This window comes from Algibacter luteus, from assembly GCF_900141715.1.
GTDB lineage: Bacteria > Bacteroidota > Bacteroidia > Flavobacteriales > Flavobacteriaceae > Arenitalea > Arenitalea lutea.
On sequence record NZ_FQYK01000010.1, the window covers coordinates 1 to 22,231 of the forward strand.

The window sequence follows — 22,231 nt, forward strand, 5'->3', positions numbered from 1 at the left end:
CTCAAAGAAGTAGAGAAACTGCAAGAAAAAGGAAAAGTGGTTGCAATGGCAGGTGATGGTATTAATGATGCACCAGCATTGGCAAAAAGTGATGTAGGTATTGCAATGGGTACTGGAACAGATGTTGCGATAGAAAGTGCAATGATTACGTTAGTAAAAGGCGATTTACACGGTATTGTAAAAGCCAGAAATTTAAGCGATTCCGTAATGAAGAATATTAAGCAGAATCTATTTTTTGCACTTATTTATAACACATTAGGAGTACCTATTGCGGCAGGTGTTTTATTTCCATTTTTTGGAATTTTACTTTCACCCATGATAGCAGCATTGGCAATGAGTTTTAGCTCGGTTTCTGTTATAGTAAACGCATTACGATTAAGAAATATTAATATATAATAAAATGAAAAAATATATAGTTTATATCGGAATATTAGCCATTGGGCTACTTTTAGGATGGTTGCTTTTTGGTGGCTCATCAAATTCAGAAACAGATCACAATCACGATGAAGTTTCAGAAACCAATCAAATGTGGACGTGTTCAATGCATCCACAAATTATGCAGCCAGAACCAGGTGATTGCCCTATCTGTGGAATGGATTTAATACCTGCGGAAAGTACAAGTGATGGTTTATTGGCAGACCAATTCAAGTTAACCGAAAATGCAATGGCATTAGCAAATATTCAAACGACTGTTGTTGGTAAAGGTAGTGTTGATGGCAATACAATAAAATTATCTGGAAAAATTGCTAAAAATGAAGAAGCTAATGCAGTACAAGTAAGTTATTTCTCGGGAAGAATTGAACGATTGAATGTCAGTTTTACAGGCGAGGAAGTGCGGAAAGACCAGCTATTGGCAACCATTTATTCGCCAGAACTCTACACGGCACAGCAGGAGTTAATTACAGCAAAGTCATTAAAGGAATCACAGCCTGCATTGTACAAAGCGGTACGGAATAAATTGATGCTATGGAAACTTTCTGATAACCAAATCAATCAGATTGAAACTTCAGGTAAAGTACTGGAAAATTTCCCTGTGTATGCAACTGTATCTGGAACCGTAACCGATAAGTTGGTAGAACAAGGCGATTACATAAAACAAGGTCAGCCACTATTAAAGATAGCCAACTTAAATACCGTTTGGGCAAATTTTGATGTCTATGAAAATCAAATTGATTTATTTAAAAAAGGACAAGAAGTTTTAGTAACAACAAACGCTTATGTTAATAAGGAGTTTAAAGGGAAAGTAGATTTTATTGACCCCGTTTTAAACACTAAAACAAGAACAGTAACCTTACGTGTGGTGCTTAATAATAAAAACGAGGTATTTAAACCTGGAATGTTTGTAACCGCAATTATTGAACGAGTTTCAAGTAGTAATGATGAGGTAATAACAATTCCAGCATCTGCAATACTTTGGACAGGTGAACGTTCTGTGGTGTATTTAAAAACTAATCCAGACCAATCCGTTTTCGAAATGCGTGAGGTTGTTTTAGGCAATCAAATTGGTAACGAATATGAAGTTTTGGAAGGATTATTTGTTGGCAATGAAATAGTAACTAACGGAACATTTACCGTTGACGCAGCAGCACAATTACAAGGTAAAAAATCAATGATGAATAAAGATGGTGGAAAAGTTATAACTGGTCACGAAGGACATTTAGGAATGGATAATAATGCATCAAAAAAAGAAAGTGATCATACCAATAGAAATGAACGATTACCAGTGTCAGAGAAATTTCAAGAACAATTAAAAGTTGTTTACAATGATTATATCAATTTAAAAGATGCTCTAGTAAAAGACGATTCAGATAACGTAATGGCAGAATCAAAAAAGTTATTAGATAATTTATCTGAAGTAGATATGAAACTATTAAAGGACAAAGAGGCTCATAATCATTGGATGTCATTAGAAAAAGAAATAAAAGCATCAGCAACTTCAATTTCAAATACATCAGATATTAAAGGTCAAAGAGATCATTTTAAGCATCTATCGTCGCACTTAATTAAAATTCTTCAGCTTTTTGGCGTTAACGAAAAGGTCTTTGTAGAGTTTTGTCCTATGGCAGATAACAACAATGGTGCATATTGGTTGAGTAAAGAAGAAAAAGTAATCAATCCATATTTTGGTGATGCCATGCTTACCTGTGGAGAAGTAAAACAAGTAATAGAATAATTAATAATTAAATTTTAAAACAATGAAAAAGGTAATTTTAGTACTGGCAATTAGTTTAGGAATAAGTGTATTTTTTACATCATGTAGAGATACCAAAAAAAAAGAGAATAACACAGAGATGCATGAAAATCATAAACATGATACCAATGAAACTGCTATGCATGATGCTTATCAATGTCCAATGGATTGCGAAGATGGAAAAACGTATGACAAAGAAGGGGCATGTCCTGTATGTAATATGGATTTAAAGAAAGTAGAAAAACAATAAACTTTTATAATTAAGCAGCATCAATATTGATTACATCATAATTAATTTTGATAGCTAATATTCGATGTTGCTTTTTTTGTTTTATGGTCAATTATTTCCATTCCACACACATTATACTTCCCTCCTGTCATCTCGATTACGCTCGAAACAGGCTACATAAAAGGTGTTTAAGCGCACCTTTCCTATATGATAAATAAGCGCTCGTGGACCGCAAGCGGTTTCATTAAATCGTAGATGAAACATTTGAGAATACACTTTAACGGTTATTATTTTTACGCAATATCTTTACAGCACGACTGTGCGTGATCTCTAACAAATTCCATTGATAGCCTTCAAAATCGGTGGTATTCATAAATTGTACAACAACAGCATCAATATCTTTATGGTATTCTGCTAGACATTGGTAACCTGGAGCCAATCCTCCATGGTTAAATTCATAGATCGAGCTGTAGATTTCCATCTCTTTTTCATTAAGTAATGACCCATCATTTAAAGCTCTTAAAAAAATGCCAACATCTTCAGCAGTAGCTATCATCATGCCACTATTCTCATTTTTGAAGTCCTTTTCAATACCTACATAATACCCGCTCATAACTTCGTCTAGATTGACCTCATCAATTGAGCCATAAGTGTTTTTCAATCCAAGAGGCTTAAAAATTTCTTTTTTGAAATAGTCGTGTCGAGGACGTCCTGTAACTTGTTCAATGATTCTGGAAAGCAATAAATAATTCGTATTTGAATATCCATAATCCTTGTTGGGCTGGAATTTTGCCGGTAAATCGAGTGCATATTCAAGCACATCTGTGTTGGTGTTGGGTTGATTTTTCCAAAACTCAGGATTGTCTGTAAAATTTGGAATCCCGCTTCGGTGTTGTACTAGCATGCGTAAGGTGATGTCTTCGGCATTTTCTATTCTTCCTGTGAGTTCAGGAAAGTAATCAGTAACTGTTTTATCTAAAGACAATTGCTTGTTATGTTCTAATTTAGTAATAGCAACAGCCACGTAAAGCTTGCTGATACTGGCAATTTTGAATAAAGCGTTTGGTTTGGCTGGTATTTTTTCTTCGGTATTATGATAACCTGCGGTATAGAAAGCTGACGGTTTGCCGGCTTCATCTACATAGACAATAACACCATCAAAACCATAGCTTAACGTTTGGTCCACTTGCTCTTGAACTGTATCTGGTAATGGCAGTATCCATGCTTTTACCAGAATCCAAGGTACAAACCATAAGGAAATAAAAGTTCCAGCAAATAATATGATTCTGAATATTTGCTTCCCTTTACTGGTTTTATGCTTAGTAGTTTTCATTTTTCTATACTCTAAATAATAATTTATGAAACAAATATATTTTAGATGGTCTTAATAATGAATTTCGAATTACCGAACTGTTATATGTTAGGGATGAATTGGTTTTTGTATCCTAAATTTATTTTATGACACTCCCATTATGAAAAATATCGCAGAAACATATAGTAATAAAAGAATACTCCATGGTATTGTTTTAAGAATAACGGTGCTTTGAGAGCCATTGTTAATCTGGATTCTGAAATATAATGACTATATTTATAGATATTCGAATATCTCAATTAAATCCATACTATTCCATGAAAATTAGATCTTGTCTTATTATAGTCTTTTGTTTTACACTGTTTTCAATGAGTGCACAACGTGATACCATTAGAAGTGTAAATGATGTTCCCAGATTCACATATAAAATAGATAATCTTGCATCTGTTGTCTATAAAGATCACGATCAATTTAGGAAGCTATATCTAGAAGTAGAAAAAAACTACTTATCTCTTAAAGATAGTTACGTTATAGAAGATCTTACTTTAAAGAAAAGTATTTTATCTACATTAAAATCTATTGACTTTTTTGAGAATAAGTTTAACGAAGGAAGAGCTAAAATTGAAATGATTAAATCTTTACAGATTAAACCATCACAAAAACAAACTTCTGGGATTTTATCTTTTGCTTTTTTAAATACTATGGAAAAGCATCATACAACTGATGCAAACGAATTTAATAGCACTTATGAAACTGAATTACAACAATTAGTTAATCATCTAGATTATGAGATTGTAGGAGATGATATAAAATCTAGTAAATCGTCCATGCAGATATTTTCTGAAAACCTAATAGAAGGATTGATTGTTGAAAATATTGATATTGCATCTCAAAATGGTGAGTTAAGTGGCGATTTTGCTGACCTTTTGATTAATTACAAATACCTGTCAAGTTATATTTTACCATATAAAGATATTGTTGCCAGCGTTTATAAAACCTATTTAGATGCTAACCATATTGAAAAAAAGGATATATGGAAAGAACGCAATGTCGATATATCAAATCGTAAAAATTTAAGCCCAGTAACAATTGCAATTTGGGACAGTGGTATAGACGACACTCTATTTCCTGATAATATGTATATAAATAATTTGGAAAAAATAGATAATATTGATAATGATGGTAATGGGTATGTTGATGATGTTAATGGTATTGCTCACGATTTACATTCCAATAAAATAACGGGTAACTTGATACAGCTTACTGATGAACAGAAAGTTGCTGTACCAAAAACATTACAACTATACAAAGGGTTAAAAGATTTACAATCTAATATTGAAAGTGAAGAAGCGGATAGATTAAAACAAATAATGTCAGAGTTAAAGCCTGATGAAGTGAAACCTTTTATTGAAAACCTTAATTTTTTCGGGAATTTTGCTCACGGAACACATGTTGCTGGAATTGCTGTTCTTGATAACCCTGCAGTAGATTTATTAGTAGCTCGAATAACTTTTGGATATAAATTAATGCCTGAACTACCAACCATCGAGAAGGCTAAAAAAGGTGCAGAGGAGACCATTGAAACCATTAATTATTTTAAAACCAATGGGGTTCGTATAGTAAACATGAGTTTTGGCGGTTCACCTCAAGGTATTGAAACCGCTTTAGAAAAGCATGGTGTTGGTGAGGATAGTGAAGAACGAAAAAAAATGGCTCTAGAAATATTTAATATTGGAAAAACAGCTTTCTATAATGCTATTAAAGATGCTGAAGATATTTTGTTTATTACGTCTTCAGGGAACTCTGATGAAGACAGTGAATTTTATGAGGCCATTCCTTCCTCTTTTGATTTACCAAATATACTTACCGTAGGTGCTGTAGATCAAACTGGTGAAGAAACAAGTTTTTCTAGCTTCGGGAAAAATGTAGATGTGCATGCTAATGGTTTTGATGTAGAAAGTTATGTACCTGGAGGTGAAAGGTTAAAAATGTCTGGAACATCAATGTCATCTCCTAATACAGCAAATTTGGCTGGAAAAATATGGGCTATAAACCCAGATTTAAGTGTTGAAGATGTAAAAAACTATATTATTTCTTATAGCGATGTTAGTGAAGATGGACGTATTATATTAATGAATCCTAAAGCATCAATAGATGCCGTTGATAATAAAAAGCCTCCTATTAGAAAGTCGATTAAAATGAAAAAAGTAAAAGGTTAACTTGAGGTTTCAAGCAATTTATAAGTTTTTTAAGAACTAAATTTATACATTCTCTACAATTGCCGAAATAGTGCTCACAGGCAATATTTGTTATAACTGTAGATATAATGACACCCTTGTTTTATATCGATAATTGTTATATATATTTTTAAGTTTTGCCAGAAGTAAACATTCAAAATAACTCTTTTTAACATCTTGTTTTTCAAATAGATACATTATAAATTCGAGGTTTAAAACTCGGAAAATTCCTAAAAAAAACGTATCTTTATAATGATCCATATTCATCGCTACATTTAAATTAAGTGGTTTAGTAAACAACTTACAATAACATAGGCATGAAAGCAATTAATAGTCATTCTGAATGGGTTTAAAGCCTTTTCAATTGAGTAATCATTATAAATTTTAATAGATATATTATGAACAAGTTAGTCTTAATAGGTATAATTTTTGGGCTGTTTCTATTTGGTGGTATTCGAATTGTATTTGAATACAAAAGAGCTCTTAAATTTAGATTTGGAAAATATATAAAAACCCTGAAACCTGGTTTTCGTTGGATTATTCCATTTATAGAAACGATTCAAGTAGTTGATATAAGAGTAATTACTTTCAATATTGATTCACAAGAAGTTATGACTGAAGATAACGTACCATGTAGTATAGATGGTGTTGTTTTTTTTAGAATTGATAATCCAGAAAAAGCAGTTTTAGAAGTCGAAGAATACAAATTTGCAATAACGCAACTTGCACAAGCAGCGCTTAGGGATGTTTGTGGAAAAGTAGAGTTAGATACTATTCTTTCTAAACGGGAAGAAATGGGTAAAAACATTAAAGAAATTGTTGAAGAAGAAACTAAAGAATGGGGTATAATAATTAATGATGTTAAGATAAAAGATATTCAATTACCGGAGAATATGCGCCGAATGATGGCTAATCAAGCGGAGGCTGAACGTTCTCGTAGAGCAAGAATTATACTGGCCTTGGCAGAAGAGCAAGCAGCAAGTAAATTACTTGAGGCAGGAAAACTTATCGATCAGTCGCCATCTGCCATAAAATTGCGTTTATATCAAACCTTATCTAATATAGCGGCAGAAAAAAATTCAACCATACTTTTCCCTTTCCCAGAAGAAGTACTTCCTGTGAAAAAAGTAAATCGGAAAAAACGAAAAAAATAATTCAATAATATTGAAATATTACAAAGCTGAAACTAACAATATAATGGAAAGTATACTAAATAACCTTGATGCTTTTTTGTTTGAATTCATTAAAGACAATAATTTTTTCGTATTTCAAGTCTTGAACAAATATCTAAAAAGTTTGCGTAAAAATTGTTTTTTAAAATAAAAGAGTTGTGAGTTGAAATAAACATTATTTATATAAAGACTTATAAAAAAAGAACTTTGTGATGGTTTTCGCACTAACGTTTTAAGGTAAAATGACCGCTCATTTGCTTGCCATTCTTCAATTTAATGATGTACCAATAATCGTTTACAGGCATCAACTCGTTATTAAAAAGTCCGTTCCAACCTTGTTGTATTTGGTTTAGTGTTTTAAGGAGTTTACCATTACGGTTATAGATAGAAACGATTTCAATTTCATTTTGCGGGTCGTTAATGAACCAAGTATCATTTTGCCCGTCATTATTTGGAGTGAAGAATTTTGGAACCGTTAATGATTCGACTTTAGCAGCTGTGGTAAAGCTTTCTTCAATACAACCCATGCTATTCTCGGTGTCGTTATACGGAACTACAGTTACAAAAATCATTGTATTTTCAGGTAAATTCTCGGTTAATGTATAAGTGGTATTATCGGTAACATCTATTTGGTTTGCAATATCTGTTGCTCCCGGAGTTGTGCCAATACTTATTTTATATCCAGCGGCACCAAATACAGATTCCCAGCTAAAAATAGTATTTACAGGAACATTGGTTGTATTATTACGAGGTTGCAGAAGCTGAGTGCATCCAAGGGGAATGTTTACCGTGGTAAAGCTTTCTTCTATACAGCAGGTCGCTTGAACATTATTTGAATAAGGTTTTATTTTTACGAATATGGTGCTGTCCTCTGGTAGTGCATTTGGCAAATTATAAGTTGTGACATTGCCAACATCTACATTATAGGCTATTTGAGCACCTTCGGGTGATGTGCCTATGGAAATTAAATAACCTGTGGCAGCAGGTATGGCATTCCAAGATATATTGGTATCTAATTCAACATTCATTTCACCAGATAATGGTTGTGTTAAACTGGTGCACGATATACCCTGAAACGCTGTGCAATTGGAAGTTTCTATTTCTGCTTCAGAATCACAACCAGCTAAATTATTTGATATGTTTGTAAGTCCTTTGATGCCATTTGAAGACAACACTTGACATAAAGCATTACAATCCGATAATTGCGGATTGTCTAGTACATCAAGCACCACCGTTGTTTCGTAACCTGTTGTAGCTATTGAAGTTAAATTTTGCAAGCCGTTTAGTGAAAATAAGGCGTCATTATTTCTAATGGTTACTATTTGGTCTACACGTTCTAAATTAGACAAACCTATAACGCTTTCCAACAATGGGTTATCTTGAATTAACAAATCGAATGCAATACGTTCTAAACAATTAAACCCTGAAATAGTTATTAAATTTTGATTGTTGGAAATGTTTAATCCCAATGTTTCATTCACACCTCCTCCTATGGTGGTTAAGTTATCAAAGCCTGTAATTTCAGATAATCCTGTATTGTAAAATTGAATAAACCAGTTCATTAAAATGATATTATTAAAGCTGGGGATACGCTTTAGAACAGGACTGTCGTTTATAGCCATGGCGTTGTGAATAGCCGCTAATTTGGTAAAGCCAGAAATAGTTACTAATGCCGTATTACCGTTTAATATGAAATTTCCAAAAACATCGGTTGCTCTATTAAAGCCATCGAGGGTAACCAACCTGGGGTTGTTTTCTATACTAAACATAAAACCTAAATCCAATAGCCTATTAAAACCAATGATTTCAGTTAGTCTCGCATTATCTGAAATTTCAATGTTATTTAAAACGGCATTTAAATTGTTGAAATTTGATATTGTAACGAGTTGTGTGTTGTTTATTATTAAACTGCCTTCAATTGATCGAATATTATTTAAGGAGGCTAAATTGTTCACCGAACCTGTAATTATAAAATCACCACTAATGCTGTTGCAATCGGGATAATTAGAAAGAAACTGTTCCACATCTCCCTGCGAATTAAACGTAACATCTCCATCAGGGCATTGACCATAAAGAAATGTTGTAAATAAAAGGCAAAAAAATAATGTCGTTTTCAAATTTTAAATAGTTTATAAATAAAAATAACTATTCTTTTTTCATGGATTTCATTTGTTGAAATAATTCCTTAAATAATCCGCGGGCAATTAGTATTTTCATGATTTCATTAGTACCCGCATAAATTCTGGCAACTCTGTTATCTGCATACATGCGTGCAATAGGATAATCCCACATATAGCCATACCCTCCAAAGAGTTGCAGACATTCGTCCACGACTTTACCGTGCATTTCTGTTGCAGAATATTTGGCAATTGAGGCGCTTTCGGTAGTGAGTTGATGTGTTGCTAATAATTTTGTACAACGGTCTAAAAAAGCTTGATGTATTTGTAATTGTGAAGCACATTCTGCCAGTTTAAATTGCGTGTTTTGAAAATTGGCAATGGGTTGTTTAAAAGCGGTTCTGGAGGAGGTATAGGCAATGGTTTTTTCAATAGCTCCTTCTGCCCCACCAATAGCGTTGAGTGCAACAGTTAAGCGTTCTCTTGCCAATTCTGTCATCATTATTTTGAAACCCAGACCCTCTTCGCCCAATAAATTTTCTTTCGGCACTTTTACATTATCGAAAAATAATTCGCAGGTGTCTTGGGCTTTCATGCCGACTTTATGAAAAGGAACTCCTTTTTCGAAACCTTCATAATCACTCTCCATTATTAGTAATGACACTCCTTCATATTTGGTGCCCACATTGGTTTTTACTGCAACAATAGACATATCACTCATATATCCATTGGTGATAAAGGTTTTTTGTCCGTTTACCACATAATGGTCGCCTTTGTCGGTTGCAGATGTTTTTATGGCTTTAAGGTCACTACCACAGTTGGGCTCGGTCATACCCAGAGATGTAATTATTTCTCCAGTGGCCATTTTAGGCAAATACTTTTGTTTTTGTTCCTCTGTGCCATACTTTAAAAGATAAGGAGCTACAATATCTGAGTGCAATGAAAATCCTGGTCCGTTAATGCCCTCTTTAGCCAATTCTTCAATAAACAAAGCACTAAAACTAAAATCTAAACCACTGCCGCCGTATTGTTCTGCCATATCAATGCACAATAACCCTAAGGCTCCGGCGCGTTCCCAAATGTCGCGACTTACCATCCCTTTTTTTTCCCATGCTTCTATGTTATCGATAATTTCATTTTTAATGAAATCTTGAATCATGTCGCGCATCATTTGGTGTTCTTCTGATGCATATATTTCGCGTTTTATTAAAACATCTTGTAACATAAACTTGGATTTTTGATGTATTCCGATTGAAATACTAAAGATAACTATAAATCCTAAGTTTTATGAAGGTGGTATCTTGAAGTTAATAGTGCTATATGAAAGTGCATCTATCTTATTTTCTATTTGGGATTTACGTACAACCTAATACGGTGTCATTAACAAAGTAAAAGACTCAAGAGCATTTTTTTAATAAATATTATAACGATAATGCCGATTCTGCGACACATTTCGATAATAATTGTTGTCGACTCATCTTACCTTTGTTAAGCAGATTAATGACCATCCAATATCTTTATAAACTACAGTTTTGAATCTAAAAAATTCCAGGAATCCCAGGTAGTTGACCAGCCAAAGCCAGAGAAACGACACAAACTAAAAACATTACTCCTGGAATAATTAATCGTTCTTTTAAGGTTAATGACTTTGCCCTTTTATGATCACCAATTAATCCTAAATTATCTAGAAGCATTGTTAAGGCCCATCCAAATACTGGGTTAACAAATGCACAAGCAAAAATACATGTGCCAGCACTTAATGAATCATTATGTTCTTTTACCATTTGCATACCTGCCTCTAGTAATGGTAAAAACACACCAACAATTAAAGCAATTCTAAGCACGGGTTCCCACATAGCTAGATCCATAGGGTATCCAAAAACGGAAGCTAGAACACATAATATTGCGGTAAGAACTGCACCACCAGGAATGGGGCGTTTAGCAATAGCTGCAGGAATCATATAGGTTCCCCACGATGAGGCAATATTACCACCACCTAAAGTTGAACCCACAATTTGTCGTACAGAAGCTACTGTCATAGTATCGTCGACATCCATTAAAACATCTTTAGCTTTTTTAGGGTAATTGAGTTCTTGAAATACACGATGCCCTAAATAATCTGGAGACCACATAGCAACTGCCAAAATAGCAAAAGGAATAACCGCTATAAAATGCCCTAAATCAGGCCATCCTAATTGCCAACCTGTGTTCTCACCCCACCACCAAAACGGATTTAAATGCGGTAAACCTGGAGCTGTAGTAAATTCAAAATTTACACCCATGGCGTAAGCTACAATTCCTGCAATTGCTGAACATAAAGGAATAGCTAACCACCTTTTTTTAATACGTGCTAAATACGCATATATAAGTATCGTAATTCCTATGACCACGAAAGAAACGGTACTGGCATTAACACTAGAGGCCCAAGATTCAAATTTAGTAATTTGAGATATAAGTCCGACCGCGCCTAAATATATTAGCAAACCTCCACGAACTCCCACACCTGTTAAAGCCATTAATTTAGAACCACCTTTGGTTATACTTAATAATAGACCAAATACACCAATTAATATGCCTAATGCTAAGGGATGCCCCCCAGCAGCGGCAATTATAGGAATTAAAGGTATCATAGGGCCATGTGTTCCGGCTAAATTTGCACGTGGATTTAAAATAGCAGAAAATATTATTACGAAAATGCCTCCAGCAATCAACAATTCATATCTTACATTTTCTGCAATGAATTCTGATGATAGTCCAAACTGAGCAGCAAATGCAGCAACCATAGCGGTTACCATGACTACTTTACCAATTGTTGCTGCTAGTGCAGGTACTAAATCTTCAAACTCTACATGGAAATCTCGGAAAGGTAAATGAATTTTCCATCTACGGAATTTCATTATTAATAATTCATGTTCTAAATAGTCTTCTCTTTTTTCGAATTCACTAGACTTTTTTCGTTTTTCCCGATAAGAATTTCCCGCGTCTTTCTTCATGTCTGTTTTGATGTCAATATTTTAGTCAGTTTGAAAGCGCAAAAATAGTGGCATAATTAATCTCTAAATATGAGATATGTCAGGAAATTTATTTTGAATTTATTATAACAGAAAAATGACTAGCTTATTTTTTCATGTTAGAAAAGAAGTTTTGATGATTATTTATATGAATGACTCTAAACTTGTCGTATTTATCTATGAATTAAATATGAAAACTAATGTGGAATCTGCTGACTCAAACAATGCAAGGTCCCAAAGCCCCAAATAAGATCGATGGCGCTTATGCCTATAACTTCTTTGTCTGGGAAACATTCAGCTAAAGTATTTAAAGCTATTCTATCAGAAACATCATTAAATGTTGGCACTAAAATAACTTTGTTTGTAATAAGAAAATTGACATAACTTGCTGGTAACGTTAAATTGTCGAATACGATGTCTTTTGGTATTGGAACAGTTACAATGTTTATCGCTTTTCCGTTTTCGAGCTTTGCTTGTTGCAAACGCTTTAAATTGTCCTGAAGGGGTTTGTAGTTTTTATGTTTTTTATCGGTTTCAATAATGGTAACCACGGTATCAGCATTTACAAAACGACATAAATCATCAATATGCCCGTGAGTGTCATCGCCAATAATACCATCACCTAACCAAATGGTATTTGTAACTCCTAAATATTCTTTAAAAACAGCCTCGTAATCATCTTTTGTAAAATGAGCATTGCGCACTTGAATTGTTGGATGTAACAGACATTCTTCAGTAGTTATAAGCGTACCTTTACCGTTAACTTCAAGTGCACCACCTTCTAAAACCACAGGTTTGCCTTTATATTGCACTTGGGTTAATGGCACGTTTAAAGTTTTTGCTACAACTTCTGGAGTATTTTTATCGAGTTGGTAATTTTTATATTTAGCCCAAGCGTTGAAATTGAAATTTAGGGCTTCCCTCCTGCTTCCGTTTTTAACGATTATAGGTCCAGAGTCGCGCATCCAACTACGGTTGGTTTTGTGAATAATAAAACGAACGTTTTGAATATTTACAGTAGCCGTTTCAAGCATATTACTCACTTTGGCTTGCTGTTTTGAATTGGCAACGATTAAAAATACAGTTTCGTAGGTTGCAATTTTTTTTATGAATTCGACAAATGCCCATTGAATAGCCTGAAATTTCCCTGGCCAATCTTTACCGTTATGCGGGAAACATAATAAAATACCTTCTTGTTTTTCCCATTCTGCCGGAAATCGTCTCATCATTAATCGATTGCGCGTTTGGTTAAATCATGAAAAGCATCAATACGTCGGTCTCTGAAAAATGGCCAATTCTGACGTACATTTTCTTGTAAATCTAAATCTACTTCAGCCATTATGATTTCTTCTTTATCATGAGAAGCTTGTGCTAAAATTTCACCTTGAGGACCTGCAATAAATGAAGCTCCCCAGAATTCAATACCAGCCGTATTAGGAACATATTTTTCTAAACCAATGCGGTTTGCTGCAGCCACATAAATACCATTAGCTACAGCATGACCTTTCATAACATTCATCCATGCGCCATATTGATTTTTACCGTATTCAGCTTTTTCAGCTGGATGCCAGCCAATTGCCGTAGGGTAAAATAACACTTCAGATCCTTTTAAAGCAGTAAGTCTTGCAGCTTCAGGATACCACTGGTCCCAACAGATTAAAGTACCTATGTTTCCTTTTTTAGTGACGTTGTTTTTAAATCCTAAATCACCAGGCGTGAAATAGAATTTTTCGTAAAAATGCGGATCGTCTGGAATATGCATTTTTCTATACAAACCTGCTTCAGTTCCGTCGGTATCGATGATGTAGGCGCTATTATGATAAATACCAGCCATACGTTTTTCAAAGAATGGTACGATAATAACAACTCCAAGTTCTTTAGCTAAGGCACTAAACGCTTTAAATGAAGTACTGTATAAAGGTTCTGCTATTGAAAAATTTTCAACATCTTCGGTTTGGCAGAAATAATGACTGCTATAAAGCTCTGGTAAGCAAATAACTTCTGCGCCTTTTTGGGCAGCTTCACGTACCCAATGCAAACACTTTTTTAGGTTGTTTGCCGCAATATCATTAAGATTGAGCTGAATTACAGCGATATTATATTTTCTCATTGTTTTATTAAAAAATGCGCGATAAAAGTACTAAATAAATTGAAACGCAAACGTTTCGGAAATAAAATAGTTTTTAATAGTTGTAGGCTTTTTGAATTAAAAAAAAGAGGATTACTCTAGCGAATAATCCTTTGTATAATATTTTATAAAATCGATTTATTTCCAAGTGACAATCTCTTCAAAAGCTCTTCTAGATTTCGGGAATTCTGGATCTGCTTTTCTGTAACCAAAAGCAACCATAAATGACAATCCGTATTTATCAGTATCTATTCCAAATTTTTCTCTAAGCAAAGCTTCCGCTTGTTCTTGATGAAATCCTTCAATCGGGCAAGAATCAATACCTGCCAAGGCTGCTGAAGTCATCATATTACCTAAGGCAATGTAAGTTTGTTTAGAAGACCAGTCGAATAATTTTTTGTCTGTATCTAAATCGAAATCGCGCTCTTGAAACTCTCTATAAAATTTAGAGTACATTTCAATAACATCTTCAGGAAATTGTTTTACGTCTTTCATCATGTGCATAATGTAATCGGCATCGTGTTTTACCATTGGCGCTTTCATACTTAAACCTAACACAAAATGACTTGCTGTATCGAGTTTCAAAGGTGCGCCCCAAGCTACTGGTTTTAATAATTCGCGTAGTTCTTGATCTTGAACAATTACAAAATGCCAAGGTTCAAAACCAAAAGAACTTGGTGAAAGATTTGCTGTTTTTAGGATGAAATTAATATCGTCTTGCGTTAATTTTTTAGTCGCATCAAACTCTTTAGTTGCATGTCTAAAATTAAATGCTTCAATAATGTCCTCTCTTGAGATGGTTTCGGTATTCATATTTTAATTTTTTATTATTATTAATTCTACTATCAAAAGTATAGTGCAAAAGTAAATGTAGTTTATGAATCTCGCAATAACGGTCAAATATGATAGTATGTAATTTTGATAAAATTTTATTGTATTATATTGATTATCAGTATAATAAAAAATGTTTAATATACTATAAAAAGTATAGTTGTATAATAAATGATAGTGTTGTAACTTTGCATGGTATTATAAAATGAATTATGGAAATTGAACATAAAAAGCGATTAATAAAGTATAACGACAAAATGTTTTCGTGCACTACGAGTATTGCCATGGAACTCATTGGTGGAAAATGGAAAAGTGTTATTCTTATATACCTCGTTGACGGCAAAAAAAGATATAATGAATTGTATAAATTAATTTCAACCATTACCGAACGTACTTTAAGTTTACAACTTAAGCAATTGGAAAGTGATGGATTAATTACAAGGAAGGTTTACACCAAAAAACCACCTTTAAAAGTAGAATATGCCTTAACGCCTTTTGGTGAAAGTTTGGCGCCTGTATTGATGGCAATTGCTAATTGGGGGAAAATTGTTGCTGAAGAAAAAGGTGAAATTATAGAATAGATAGTTTAACTTTTTAATCGCAATTCGATATCTGATCATATTGTTCTTGATATACAAGCATTGCCTTTACTTATTTAAAAAAGACATGCTTAAAAATAAACATGTCTCATTTATATAATTTTTTACGTATTCAGAATGAAGGTTCTCCTTCTTGACCCAATACAATATCTCTTTTGGCTTCAAATAAGCCTTCTTTTTTGTTCAGTTTAAGAATTCGGTTAGGATTTGTTTCCTCAACTTTGGTTCTACATTTTCCAGTTAATAAAGGATCGTCATCAAATAGAAAGGTTTCAATTTTATATTCAGGTTTATTAGGCTCTTTAACAATAGGTAATATTTGTTTTAGCTCGTTACTGTACATATAATTCCCTGGAATAAAGGTGTAAAAGGTGTATTTGCCATCAGCATCCGTTTTTACCCAGCCTCTGTGGTGTACGTAGCGTTTTTTATTTTGTCTTTTTAATTCGAAATTTCCATTTTCATCGGTATGATGAATGAATAAAAGCACATTTTTTGCAGGTGTTACGCCATCACTTTCGTAAATCGTACCTGTAATTTTTAACTTCTGAGATTTAGCTTCAAAATCTGGAATGGTATCTACATTGTTCAGCTTTTTTTCTGAATAATCGTAAATCGGACTTCGCTTTTTGAAATTCTCTGGAAGGTTAGCGGTTTCTTGCGCTTGTAGTAGGCTAAAAGCGGCAAAAGTAAGTAGTGTTATTAATTTTTTCATTTGGGGAAATTTTTAATCTCCTCAAAACTAAATGACTACAAGTGGTTTTAAACAAAAAACTCGATTGAACTATAAAATTTTACGATGAATAGATGAAACGCATGCATTTTTAACACTGAAAAAGCTTTTATGGGTTTATGGCTTCTACACGTCCGGAATAAGCAATAGGAAATCTGGATGAACTCTGTATACGCAAATCACTTTTTAAATTTGGGAATATTAGAATGATTACATTAAACTGTTCTGTTTTACTTTTAGCATCGAATTTAATTACGTAACGATTACGCTTTCCTTTTGAGACTTCGTAGTTTTCAATTAAACCTTGCAACTCAATAGCACCAGAATCTCCATAAGCGGCACCCATTTGGCGCTCTCCAAAATAAGGTAAATACGATGTAACACTGTCATTTTTAATAGTTAAATGATTGGGGTTTCCTATTAAACTAATGGCATTTGGGGAGCTACCACGTTGCATCAATCCCGAGTTTAAAACCTGTTGCATGGCATAGGTAACTTGCGGATTTGCCCAATCGGACTCTATAGTGAAGTGTTTACTTTCAATTAAAGTTTCTAAGGCGTTTATTTCTGCATCTGTGAATTTAGATTTCGATGACTTACATGAAAATGTTAAAACAAGAAAAGCACAAATAACCAACCAATAATTTTTCATAGCTCAAGGAATAAGGATTCCTTCTAAAATTATAAAAATTTAAGATAATTATTACTTAAAAACCTGTTAAAATACAACGTGTTAGCCTTTTAAATGAAATTTACTATAATAAGATTTAGGAGTATCTAATTTTTCGTGACTTATTTGTAATTAATTAAACAGCTGCTGCAAACATTTATGAATGTAACAAAGAAATAATAGTGTTTTAAATAATTGTTAGGTTTAGGAAAAAAGCTAAAATCAATGGGTTTAGATATGTGAATCTATACAAATTCTTAAAAGACTAAGAATGTTGTGGATTTTTAACTTTTAAAGCAGCTACAATTAAAAATATAAGAAACCCTAAAGTAATATAAGTTATATAACTATAAGACCCAAAAGTAGTAAAACAATAGCTAAACAAACTAGGTGCAATAGCACTAGCTATAACAATAAAACTCATTACTTTACCTGTGATGGAACCTAAATATTTTCTTCCATAATATCGAGGCCATGTTACCGCATTTACAACAGCAAACAAACCACTAAGTAAACCTAATCCTATTATTAAAAGGTAAATCCCAATAGTATGCGACAAAAACAACAACCCAAATGAGGCCAAAACCCCACTAATAATCATAATGTAAATGTATATTTTGTGTTGAATATAATCGCTTAAAATATTACATAATGTAGATACTGCAATCGCTATAATAGATATGGGTAAAAACACTGCGATAGCTTGCGATTTGGTGTAATCCTGACTAGCAAAAATAGAAACCACATGAAATGTAAAACCTGTTATAAAAAAACTATTAAATGCTAAAATAAATCCTATCATCCAAAAAGCTCGGGTTTGTTTTGCTTCTTGTAGAGTAAAACTTGTTTCTTCTTTTTTAACCTCAAAGATTTTGATTTTATCATCAAAACCATCAGGCTTCAAATTAAAATCTTCTGGCTTATTTCTATAAAACTGCAGGATACAAAAACTAAAAATAAACAAACAAATGGCTATAATTTGCCAGCTAATTTCCCACCCATGATTGTCTATAAGTTTATTTATAAAAATTGGTGAACTAGAAAACCCTAGCGATACACCTATACTGCTTATGGAGTTTACTTTACCTCTATTTTTATCAAACCAAATCATTATCATATTACGTGATGACATGGTTAGCACACCTTGACCACAGAACCTAATGAAAAAAAATAATATGGAGATAAGTGCAAAGGGCACTACCCAAGAATCCATTTGTAAAAATTGTTTTATATTATTGCTAATAGTAACTGCAATTGAAAATAAAAGTAACGATATCCCTAAAAAAATGGCAGCGAAAAAGGCAACAAATCTGGCGCCGTATCTATCAAATAATACCCCTGCTCTGGTTACGAAAAAAGCACTTAATAACGTGCCAATCATATACGCATTGCTAAATTGATTTCTTGTTAAACCTAGTGCATCTTTAACAGGATCTGTAAAAACCGACACTCCAACGGTTTGACCTGGTATACTTGCTAAAACGCCTATACTTCCAACAACCAGCACAACATAACCATAGAAAAAAGGAAATTTATTTGGATTAATAAACGAATACTGGTTATGTTTTGACATGAATTAAATTAACTATAAGAGGTCTTAATTAAGAATGTTACCAATAGCCTTAAACCAGTCATCAATGTTGGTTTCATTAGTATTAAGCGCTACACTACCATTACCATAAGAACCATAGATTTTGGTATTGGTTCTGGAGAAAAATCCAACCACGGGGACTAAAGAGGCGCTGGCTAAATGCATTACGCCGTTATCGGCAGAAATAAAAATACTGGTATTTCTAATAATGGCACCCATTTCGCGAATATCCTGACTGTAAAAATGTGGCGCTTTAAAATTTATCTTCGAAATGTTTTCTATTGGTAACATTTCTATGATGTTATAATTCGGATATTCTTTTAATAATCGAGAATATACATTCTCCCACCATGCTTCAGAATAACATTTGTTTCCCGTTGCATTGGTGTAAATACAGATGGTTTTCTTACCGTTATTCTTAATAATATCGTTTAATATGGTATTTCCTTTAGTAATTTCTTCATCGCTCAATTTTATATCTAATACTGGCATTTCAGCCTCTGGTTTATCCAAACCTAGTTTGGTTAAATAAAATCTTAAGTTGTAAACGGGATATTTAGAAATATGCTCGTGGTCTAAATAGGTTTCTTTAATGCTTTCATCAATATCGCCAAAAACTTTAATTTTTGCCTTAGCTAGTTGGGTTAGTAATTTCCCCGAAGACGAATTCCTATCGGCATTAATAACCAAATCGTAAGATTGCTTTTTAATAGATAACCAGCTTTTGGCATATTTAAACACATTATCAAAAGGCTTTCGAGGTAATTTTATGATGTTATTGATTTGCGTGTAGTTTTCAAACACCGGATGCGCAACTCCTCCTTTTACAAATAAATCGATAGTACAGCCTTCAAAAGTGTTAATCACTTCTTGAACCAATGGTGTTAATAACAACTGATTGCCTAAACGATGATTAGGCCTAATGATAAGTACCGATTTAATTTCTGAAACAGCTATATCACCCTTTTTTGGCTCAGAATAAGAACTTCCAATGTTTTTGGTAATGCTTCGCATAATGCTTCGCCTTACTTTATTTACGCGGGTTTTAAATTTCATTAAGCAGCTGTTTAAATTTTAATCGGTGCAAAATTACAAAATAAGATAGCATAATTAAACTATGATTTACTTGGTTTTCCTTTATACACGGCATTAAGCACTAAACCTGAAATTATTAAGGCAATAGCTAAAAGACTGTATAGAGTGTACACTTCGCTAAACAGCATCACGCCTAATAAAAGCGTAAAAATCACTTCTAGATATTTTAATGGTGCTACTTGGTTGGTTGCTGCAATTTGAAAAGCCTTCGTCATGTAAACCTGTCCGAAATACCCAAAAAGACCTAAACCAATGAGCATCAACCATTCAATACCCACCGGGTTTACCCAATTGTTTATTGAAAATGCGAGACCTACAATAGTGGATATCACCATGAAATAATTCACTACCACAACTGGATGATCGCCTTTCCCTATTTTACTAATTACAATGTAAACTAAGCCACTAAAAATAGCCGACACAATGATTAAAAGTAATCCGTAGCTATCCAATTCGGTATCAAAACCTTTTAAAATTAAAACCCCTGCAAATGCCATAAAAAAGAATATCCATTGCATCGGTTTTATCCGTTCCCTTAAAAAGTAAATCGCAAATACGGCCGCAAAAATTGGCGCCATATAACGTAAAGAAACGGCGGTACCTATAGGTAAATATTTGGTAGACATAAAAAACAGACTCATAGAAATAACACCAACAATACCTCTTAAAAACAAGAGTTTACGGTTATTACCAAGAATAGGAATCTTGTTTCTTATTAAAAAACCAAAGGTAAAAAACAATGAACTTACCGATCTAAAAAATACAATTTGGAAGGCGCCAATATCGGTTAAATGTTTCACAATGGCATTCATACAAGCAAAGGCCAAGGTGCTAATTATCATAAATTTTATAGCTTGTTTAACGTCCAATATATCGTGGTTTGAATTTGCGTTTCGTATTAATAAAATAAACGCCAGTTAGTAAAATAACAGCTGCAATTATCGATTGCATTGTAATGACTTCGTTAAGTATCCACCAACCTAAAATTAAAGCTATAATAGGGTTTACATAGGTTGAGGTGGCTACTTTATCTGGAGATACTTCTTTTAGCAAATAATTAAAAGCTGTAAAGGCTATAATACTTCCAAATAAAATAAGCCCAAACATAGACCACTGCACATCGGCTTGCCAATCTTGAGGCATAGACCAAGGCTCATTCAGCACCAAACTGGTTAATCCCAATAAAATGCCTCCAGTAAGCATCTGGTAGCCTGTGTTTACAAAATGGTTTTTAGGTAATTCGGCGTTGCCAACAAAAATACTAGCATAAGCCCAACAAAGCATACAGGCAAAAATTAAAACCATGCCTAATATTTGCCCGTCTTTAGTAATCAATTCTTTTTGGCTTACCAGTAAAAAAATACCAATAAAACCCAGAACCACACCAATGTACGACATCAGTTGTATGCGTTTCCCTTGTAAAACTCGCATCATAATAAGCACCACAAGAGGTTGTGCTGATATTTCTAAAGCCGCAAAACCACTATCAATATATTTTAATGCTAAAACAGCAAGCCCGTTACCTAAAGTTAAAAACAGCAATCCAGCAATGGTGGCATTCATCAATTGTTTTTTAGAAATAGAGAGACTAATGCCCAAAACCTTGGCAATAATAAAAATGATGATGCTGGCGGTAAGAAACCGTATAGACGCTAAAAAGAATGGTGGTAATTGCGAAACCGCAATTTTATTAAGTAAGTAAGTAGAACCCCAAATAACATAAATAGCAAAAAAGGCTAAAATGATAAGAATCGTTTTTCGCGATGCACTCATACTGGCCTTTCTTGTTAAAAGTTATTAAGTATTTAAAAAGTAATTAGATTTTCTTAACCCTAACGGCATTCATGCCCTTTTGTCCACGCTCTAATTCGTAAGTTACCTTATCGTTTTCCTCAATAGGCTCAAGCGTACCGCTTACATGCACAAAATATTTCTCTTGGTTAATGCTGTCTATAATAAAACCAAAACCTTTAGAGTGGTCAAAGAAAGATACTTTACCCTCTTTTGCAGCTGGTTCCTCCTCTTCTCTATCCTCTTTTTTAGGAATTCCAAGTTCTATACTTTCAGCTTCAACTTTTTCTCGCAATGCAGGATCTGGTGGCGTATCGGTTAAATTTCCATTAAAATCAACATAAGCAAACTGGATACCCTGTGGGTTTTCCTTAGCTTCAGCTCTTCTAGCTTCTTTCTTTTTTTGCTTTTCCTCTCTCTTCTTTAAACGTTTTTTCTCTTTTTCAATTTTGTTAAATGTAACTTGCGATTTTGCCATAGTTTAATACTCCTACTCGGTTTTAAAATTTATAAGTTGTAAAGAT

20 protein-coding genes are annotated in these 22,231 nt (G+C 33.5%); 6 read left to right on the top strand and 14 right to left on the bottom strand.

The window, feature by feature from the left end:
• The 3 genes from BUA46_RS13965 to BUA46_RS13975 form a co-directional block, all read left to right on the top strand.
• Positions 1–396, top strand: a 396-nt coding sequence (locus BUA46_RS13965; protein WP_143148149.1) for an HAD-IC family P-type ATPase, incomplete at its 5' end; no start/stop codon positions are given.
• Between the two features lie 4 nt (positions 397–400).
• Positions 401–2,173, top strand: coding sequence for an efflux RND transporter periplasmic adaptor subunit (locus BUA46_RS13970; protein WP_019388590.1), 1,773 nt, complete (start codon positions 401–403; stop codon positions 2,171–2,173).
• Between the two features lie 22 nt (positions 2,174–2,195).
• A complete protein-coding gene (locus BUA46_RS13975; RefSeq protein WP_019388589.1) occupies positions 2,196–2,441 on the top strand; it encodes a heavy metal-binding domain-containing protein in 246 nt (81 codons plus the stop codon).
• Positions 2,442–2,697: 256 nt separating this feature from the next.
• On the opposite strand, the gene BUA46_RS13980 is transcribed toward BUA46_RS13975, so the two are convergent.
• Positions 2,698–3,753: a serine hydrolase domain-containing protein gene (locus BUA46_RS13980; protein ID WP_019388588.1), complete on the bottom strand. Its 1,056-nt coding sequence runs from the start codon at positions 3,751–3,753 to the stop codon at positions 2,698–2,700.
• A 347-nt stretch (positions 3,754–4,100) separates the two neighbouring features.
• Between BUA46_RS13980 and BUA46_RS13985 the strand changes: the two genes are divergently transcribed.
• Together BUA46_RS13985 and BUA46_RS13995 are read left to right on the top strand one after the other, a co-directional pair.
• The gene (locus BUA46_RS13985; RefSeq protein WP_019388587.1) at positions 4,101–5,951 is read left to right on the top strand and encodes a S8 family serine peptidase; all 1,851 of its coding nucleotides are present in this window, start codon (positions 4,101–4,103) and stop codon (positions 5,949–5,951) included.
• A gap of 416 nt (positions 5,952–6,367) precedes the next feature.
• A complete protein-coding gene (locus BUA46_RS13995; RefSeq protein WP_019388586.1) occupies positions 6,368–7,123 on the top strand; it encodes a slipin family protein in 756 nt (251 codons plus the stop codon).
• 242 nt (positions 7,124–7,365) lie between these two features.
• Here BUA46_RS13995 and BUA46_RS14000 read toward each other — a convergent pair whose 3' ends face one another.
• The 6 genes from BUA46_RS14000 to BUA46_RS14025 all read right to left on the bottom strand — a co-directional run bounded on the left by BUA46_RS14000 (position 7,366) and on the right by BUA46_RS14025 (position 15,210).
• Positions 7,366–9,258, bottom strand: coding sequence for a T9SS type B sorting domain-containing protein (locus tag BUA46_RS14000; protein ID WP_019388585.1), 1,893 nt, complete (start codon positions 9,256–9,258; stop codon positions 7,366–7,368).
• A 28-nt stretch (positions 9,259–9,286) separates the two neighbouring features.
• A complete protein-coding gene (locus tag BUA46_RS14005) occupies positions 9,287–10,483 on the bottom strand; it encodes an acyl-CoA dehydrogenase family protein (protein WP_019388584.1) in 1,197 nt (398 codons plus the stop codon).
• A gap of 313 nt (positions 10,484–10,796) precedes the next feature.
• Positions 10,797–12,251: a DUF3360 family protein gene (locus BUA46_RS14010; RefSeq protein WP_019388583.1), complete on the bottom strand. Its 1,455-nt coding sequence runs from the start codon at positions 12,249–12,251 to the stop codon at positions 10,797–10,799.
• 215 nt (positions 12,252–12,466) lie between these two features.
• Entirely contained in the window at positions 12,467–13,498 is a 1,032-nt protein-coding gene (locus tag BUA46_RS14015) for an agmatine deiminase family protein (RefSeq protein ID WP_019388582.1), read from the bottom strand.
• Positions 13,498–14,379: a carbon-nitrogen hydrolase gene (locus BUA46_RS14020; protein ID WP_019388581.1), complete on the bottom strand. Its 882-nt coding sequence runs from the start codon at positions 14,377–14,379 to the stop codon at positions 13,498–13,500. Before BUA46_RS14020 ends, BUA46_RS14015 begins: the two co-directional genes overlap by 1 nt.
• 156 nt (positions 14,380–14,535) lie before the next feature.
• The gene (locus BUA46_RS14025; protein WP_019388580.1) at positions 14,536–15,210 is read right to left on the bottom strand and encodes an NAD(P)H-dependent oxidoreductase; all 675 of its coding nucleotides are present in this window, start codon (positions 15,208–15,210) and stop codon (positions 14,536–14,538) included.
• A gap of 230 nt (positions 15,211–15,440) precedes the next feature.
• On the opposite strand from BUA46_RS14025, the gene BUA46_RS14030 reads away from it, so the two are divergent.
• Positions 15,441–15,809, top strand: coding sequence for a winged helix-turn-helix transcriptional regulator (locus tag BUA46_RS14030; RefSeq protein WP_019388579.1), 369 nt, complete (start codon positions 15,441–15,443; stop codon positions 15,807–15,809).
• A gap of 130 nt (positions 15,810–15,939) precedes the next feature.
• Here BUA46_RS14030 and BUA46_RS14035 read toward each other — a convergent pair whose 3' ends face one another.
• The 7 genes from BUA46_RS14035 to BUA46_RS14065 all read right to left on the bottom strand — a co-directional run bounded on the left by BUA46_RS14035 (position 15,940) and on the right by BUA46_RS14065 (position 22,185).
• Complete coding sequence (locus tag BUA46_RS14035) at positions 15,940–16,542, bottom strand: dioxygenase family protein (protein ID WP_019388578.1); 603 nt, start codon at positions 16,540–16,542, stop codon at positions 15,940–15,942.
• A 127-nt stretch (positions 16,543–16,669) separates the two neighbouring features.
• Positions 16,670–17,212: a DUF4251 domain-containing protein gene (locus tag BUA46_RS14040; protein ID WP_019388577.1), complete on the bottom strand. Its 543-nt coding sequence runs from the start codon at positions 17,210–17,212 to the stop codon at positions 16,670–16,672.
• Positions 17,213–17,495: 283 nt separating this feature from the next.
• On the bottom strand, positions 17,496–18,803 hold the full coding sequence (locus BUA46_RS14045) for an MFS transporter (RefSeq protein WP_019388576.1): 1,308 nt from the start codon (positions 18,801–18,803) through the stop codon (positions 17,496–17,498).
• 24 nt (positions 18,804–18,827) lie between these two features.
• Complete coding sequence (locus BUA46_RS14050; protein ID WP_019388575.1) at positions 18,828–19,877, bottom strand: glycosyltransferase family 9 protein; 1,050 nt, start codon at positions 19,875–19,877, stop codon at positions 18,828–18,830.
• Between the two features lie 59 nt (positions 19,878–19,936).
• On the bottom strand, positions 19,937–20,758 hold the full coding sequence (locus BUA46_RS14055; protein ID WP_035106585.1) for a DMT family transporter: 822 nt from the start codon (positions 20,756–20,758) through the stop codon (positions 19,937–19,939).
• A gap of 16 nt (positions 20,759–20,774) precedes the next feature.
• Entirely contained in the window at positions 20,775–21,689 is a 915-nt protein-coding gene (locus tag BUA46_RS14060) for an EamA family transporter (protein ID WP_019388573.1), read from the bottom strand.
• 43 nt (positions 21,690–21,732) lie between these two features.
• Positions 21,733–22,185, bottom strand: a complete 453-nt coding sequence (locus BUA46_RS14065; RefSeq protein WP_019388572.1) for a cold-shock protein — start codon at positions 22,183–22,185, stop codon at positions 21,733–21,735.
• Between the last annotated feature and the right edge of the window lie 46 nt (positions 22,186–22,231).

What these genes read in the sequence shown, in the direction of transcription:
- BUA46_RS13970 (WP_019388590.1), top strand. Translation starts at nt 401, where the DNA reads ATGAAAAAATATATAGTTTATATCGGAATATTAGCCATTGGGCTACTT.
- BUA46_RS13975 (WP_019388589.1), top strand. Translation starts at nt 2,196, where the DNA reads ATGAAAAAGGTAATTTTAGTACTGGCAATTAGTTTAGGAATAAGTGTA.
- BUA46_RS13980 (WP_019388588.1), bottom strand. Translation starts at nt 3,753, where the DNA reads ATGAAAACTACTAAGCATAAAACCAGTAAAGGGAAGCAAATATTCAGA.
- BUA46_RS13985 (WP_019388587.1), top strand. Translation starts at nt 4,101, where the DNA reads ATGAGTGCACAACGTGATACCATTAGAAGTGTAAATGATGTTCCCAGA.
- BUA46_RS13995 (WP_019388586.1), top strand. Translation starts at nt 6,368, where the DNA reads ATGAACAAGTTAGTCTTAATAGGTATAATTTTTGGGCTGTTTCTATTT.
- BUA46_RS14005 (WP_019388584.1), bottom strand. Translation starts at nt 10,483, where the DNA reads ATGTTACAAGATGTTTTAATAAAACGCGAAATATATGCATCAGAAGAA.
- BUA46_RS14010 (WP_019388583.1), bottom strand. Translation starts at nt 12,251, where the DNA reads ATGAAGAAAGACGCGGGAAATTCTTATCGGGAAAAACGAAAAAAGTCT.
- BUA46_RS14015 (WP_019388582.1), bottom strand. Translation starts at nt 13,498, where the DNA reads ATGATGAGACGATTTCCGGCAGAATGGGAAAAACAAGAAGGTATTTTA.
- BUA46_RS14020 (WP_019388581.1), bottom strand. Translation starts at nt 14,379, where the DNA reads ATGAGAAAATATAATATCGCTGTAATTCAGCTCAATCTTAATGATATT.
- BUA46_RS14025 (WP_019388580.1), bottom strand. Translation starts at nt 15,210, where the DNA reads ATGAATACCGAAACCATCTCAAGAGAGGACATTATTGAAGCATTTAAT.
- BUA46_RS14030 (WP_019388579.1), top strand. Translation starts at nt 15,441, where the DNA reads ATGGAAATTGAACATAAAAAGCGATTAATAAAGTATAACGACAAAATG.
- BUA46_RS14035 (WP_019388578.1), bottom strand. Translation starts at nt 16,542, where the DNA reads ATGAAAAAATTAATAACACTACTTACTTTTGCCGCTTTTAGCCTACTA.
- BUA46_RS14040 (WP_019388577.1), bottom strand. Translation starts at nt 17,212, where the DNA reads ATGAAAAATTATTGGTTGGTTATTTGTGCTTTTCTTGTTTTAACATTT.
- BUA46_RS14045 (WP_019388576.1), bottom strand. Translation starts at nt 18,803, where the DNA reads ATGTCAAAACATAACCAGTATTCGTTTATTAATCCAAATAAATTTCCT.
- BUA46_RS14050 (WP_019388575.1), bottom strand. Translation starts at nt 19,877, where the DNA reads ATGAAATTTAAAACCCGCGTAAATAAAGTAAGGCGAAGCATTATGCGA.
- BUA46_RS14055 (WP_035106585.1), bottom strand. Translation starts at nt 20,758, where the DNA reads ATGATAATTAGCACCTTGGCCTTTGCTTGTATGAATGCCATTGTGAAA.
- BUA46_RS14060 (WP_019388573.1), bottom strand. Translation starts at nt 21,689, where the DNA reads ATGAGTGCATCGCGAAAAACGATTCTTATCATTTTAGCCTTTTTTGCT.
- BUA46_RS14065 (WP_019388572.1), bottom strand. Translation starts at nt 22,185, where the DNA reads ATGGCAAAATCGCAAGTTACATTTAACAAAATTGAAAAAGAGAAAAAA.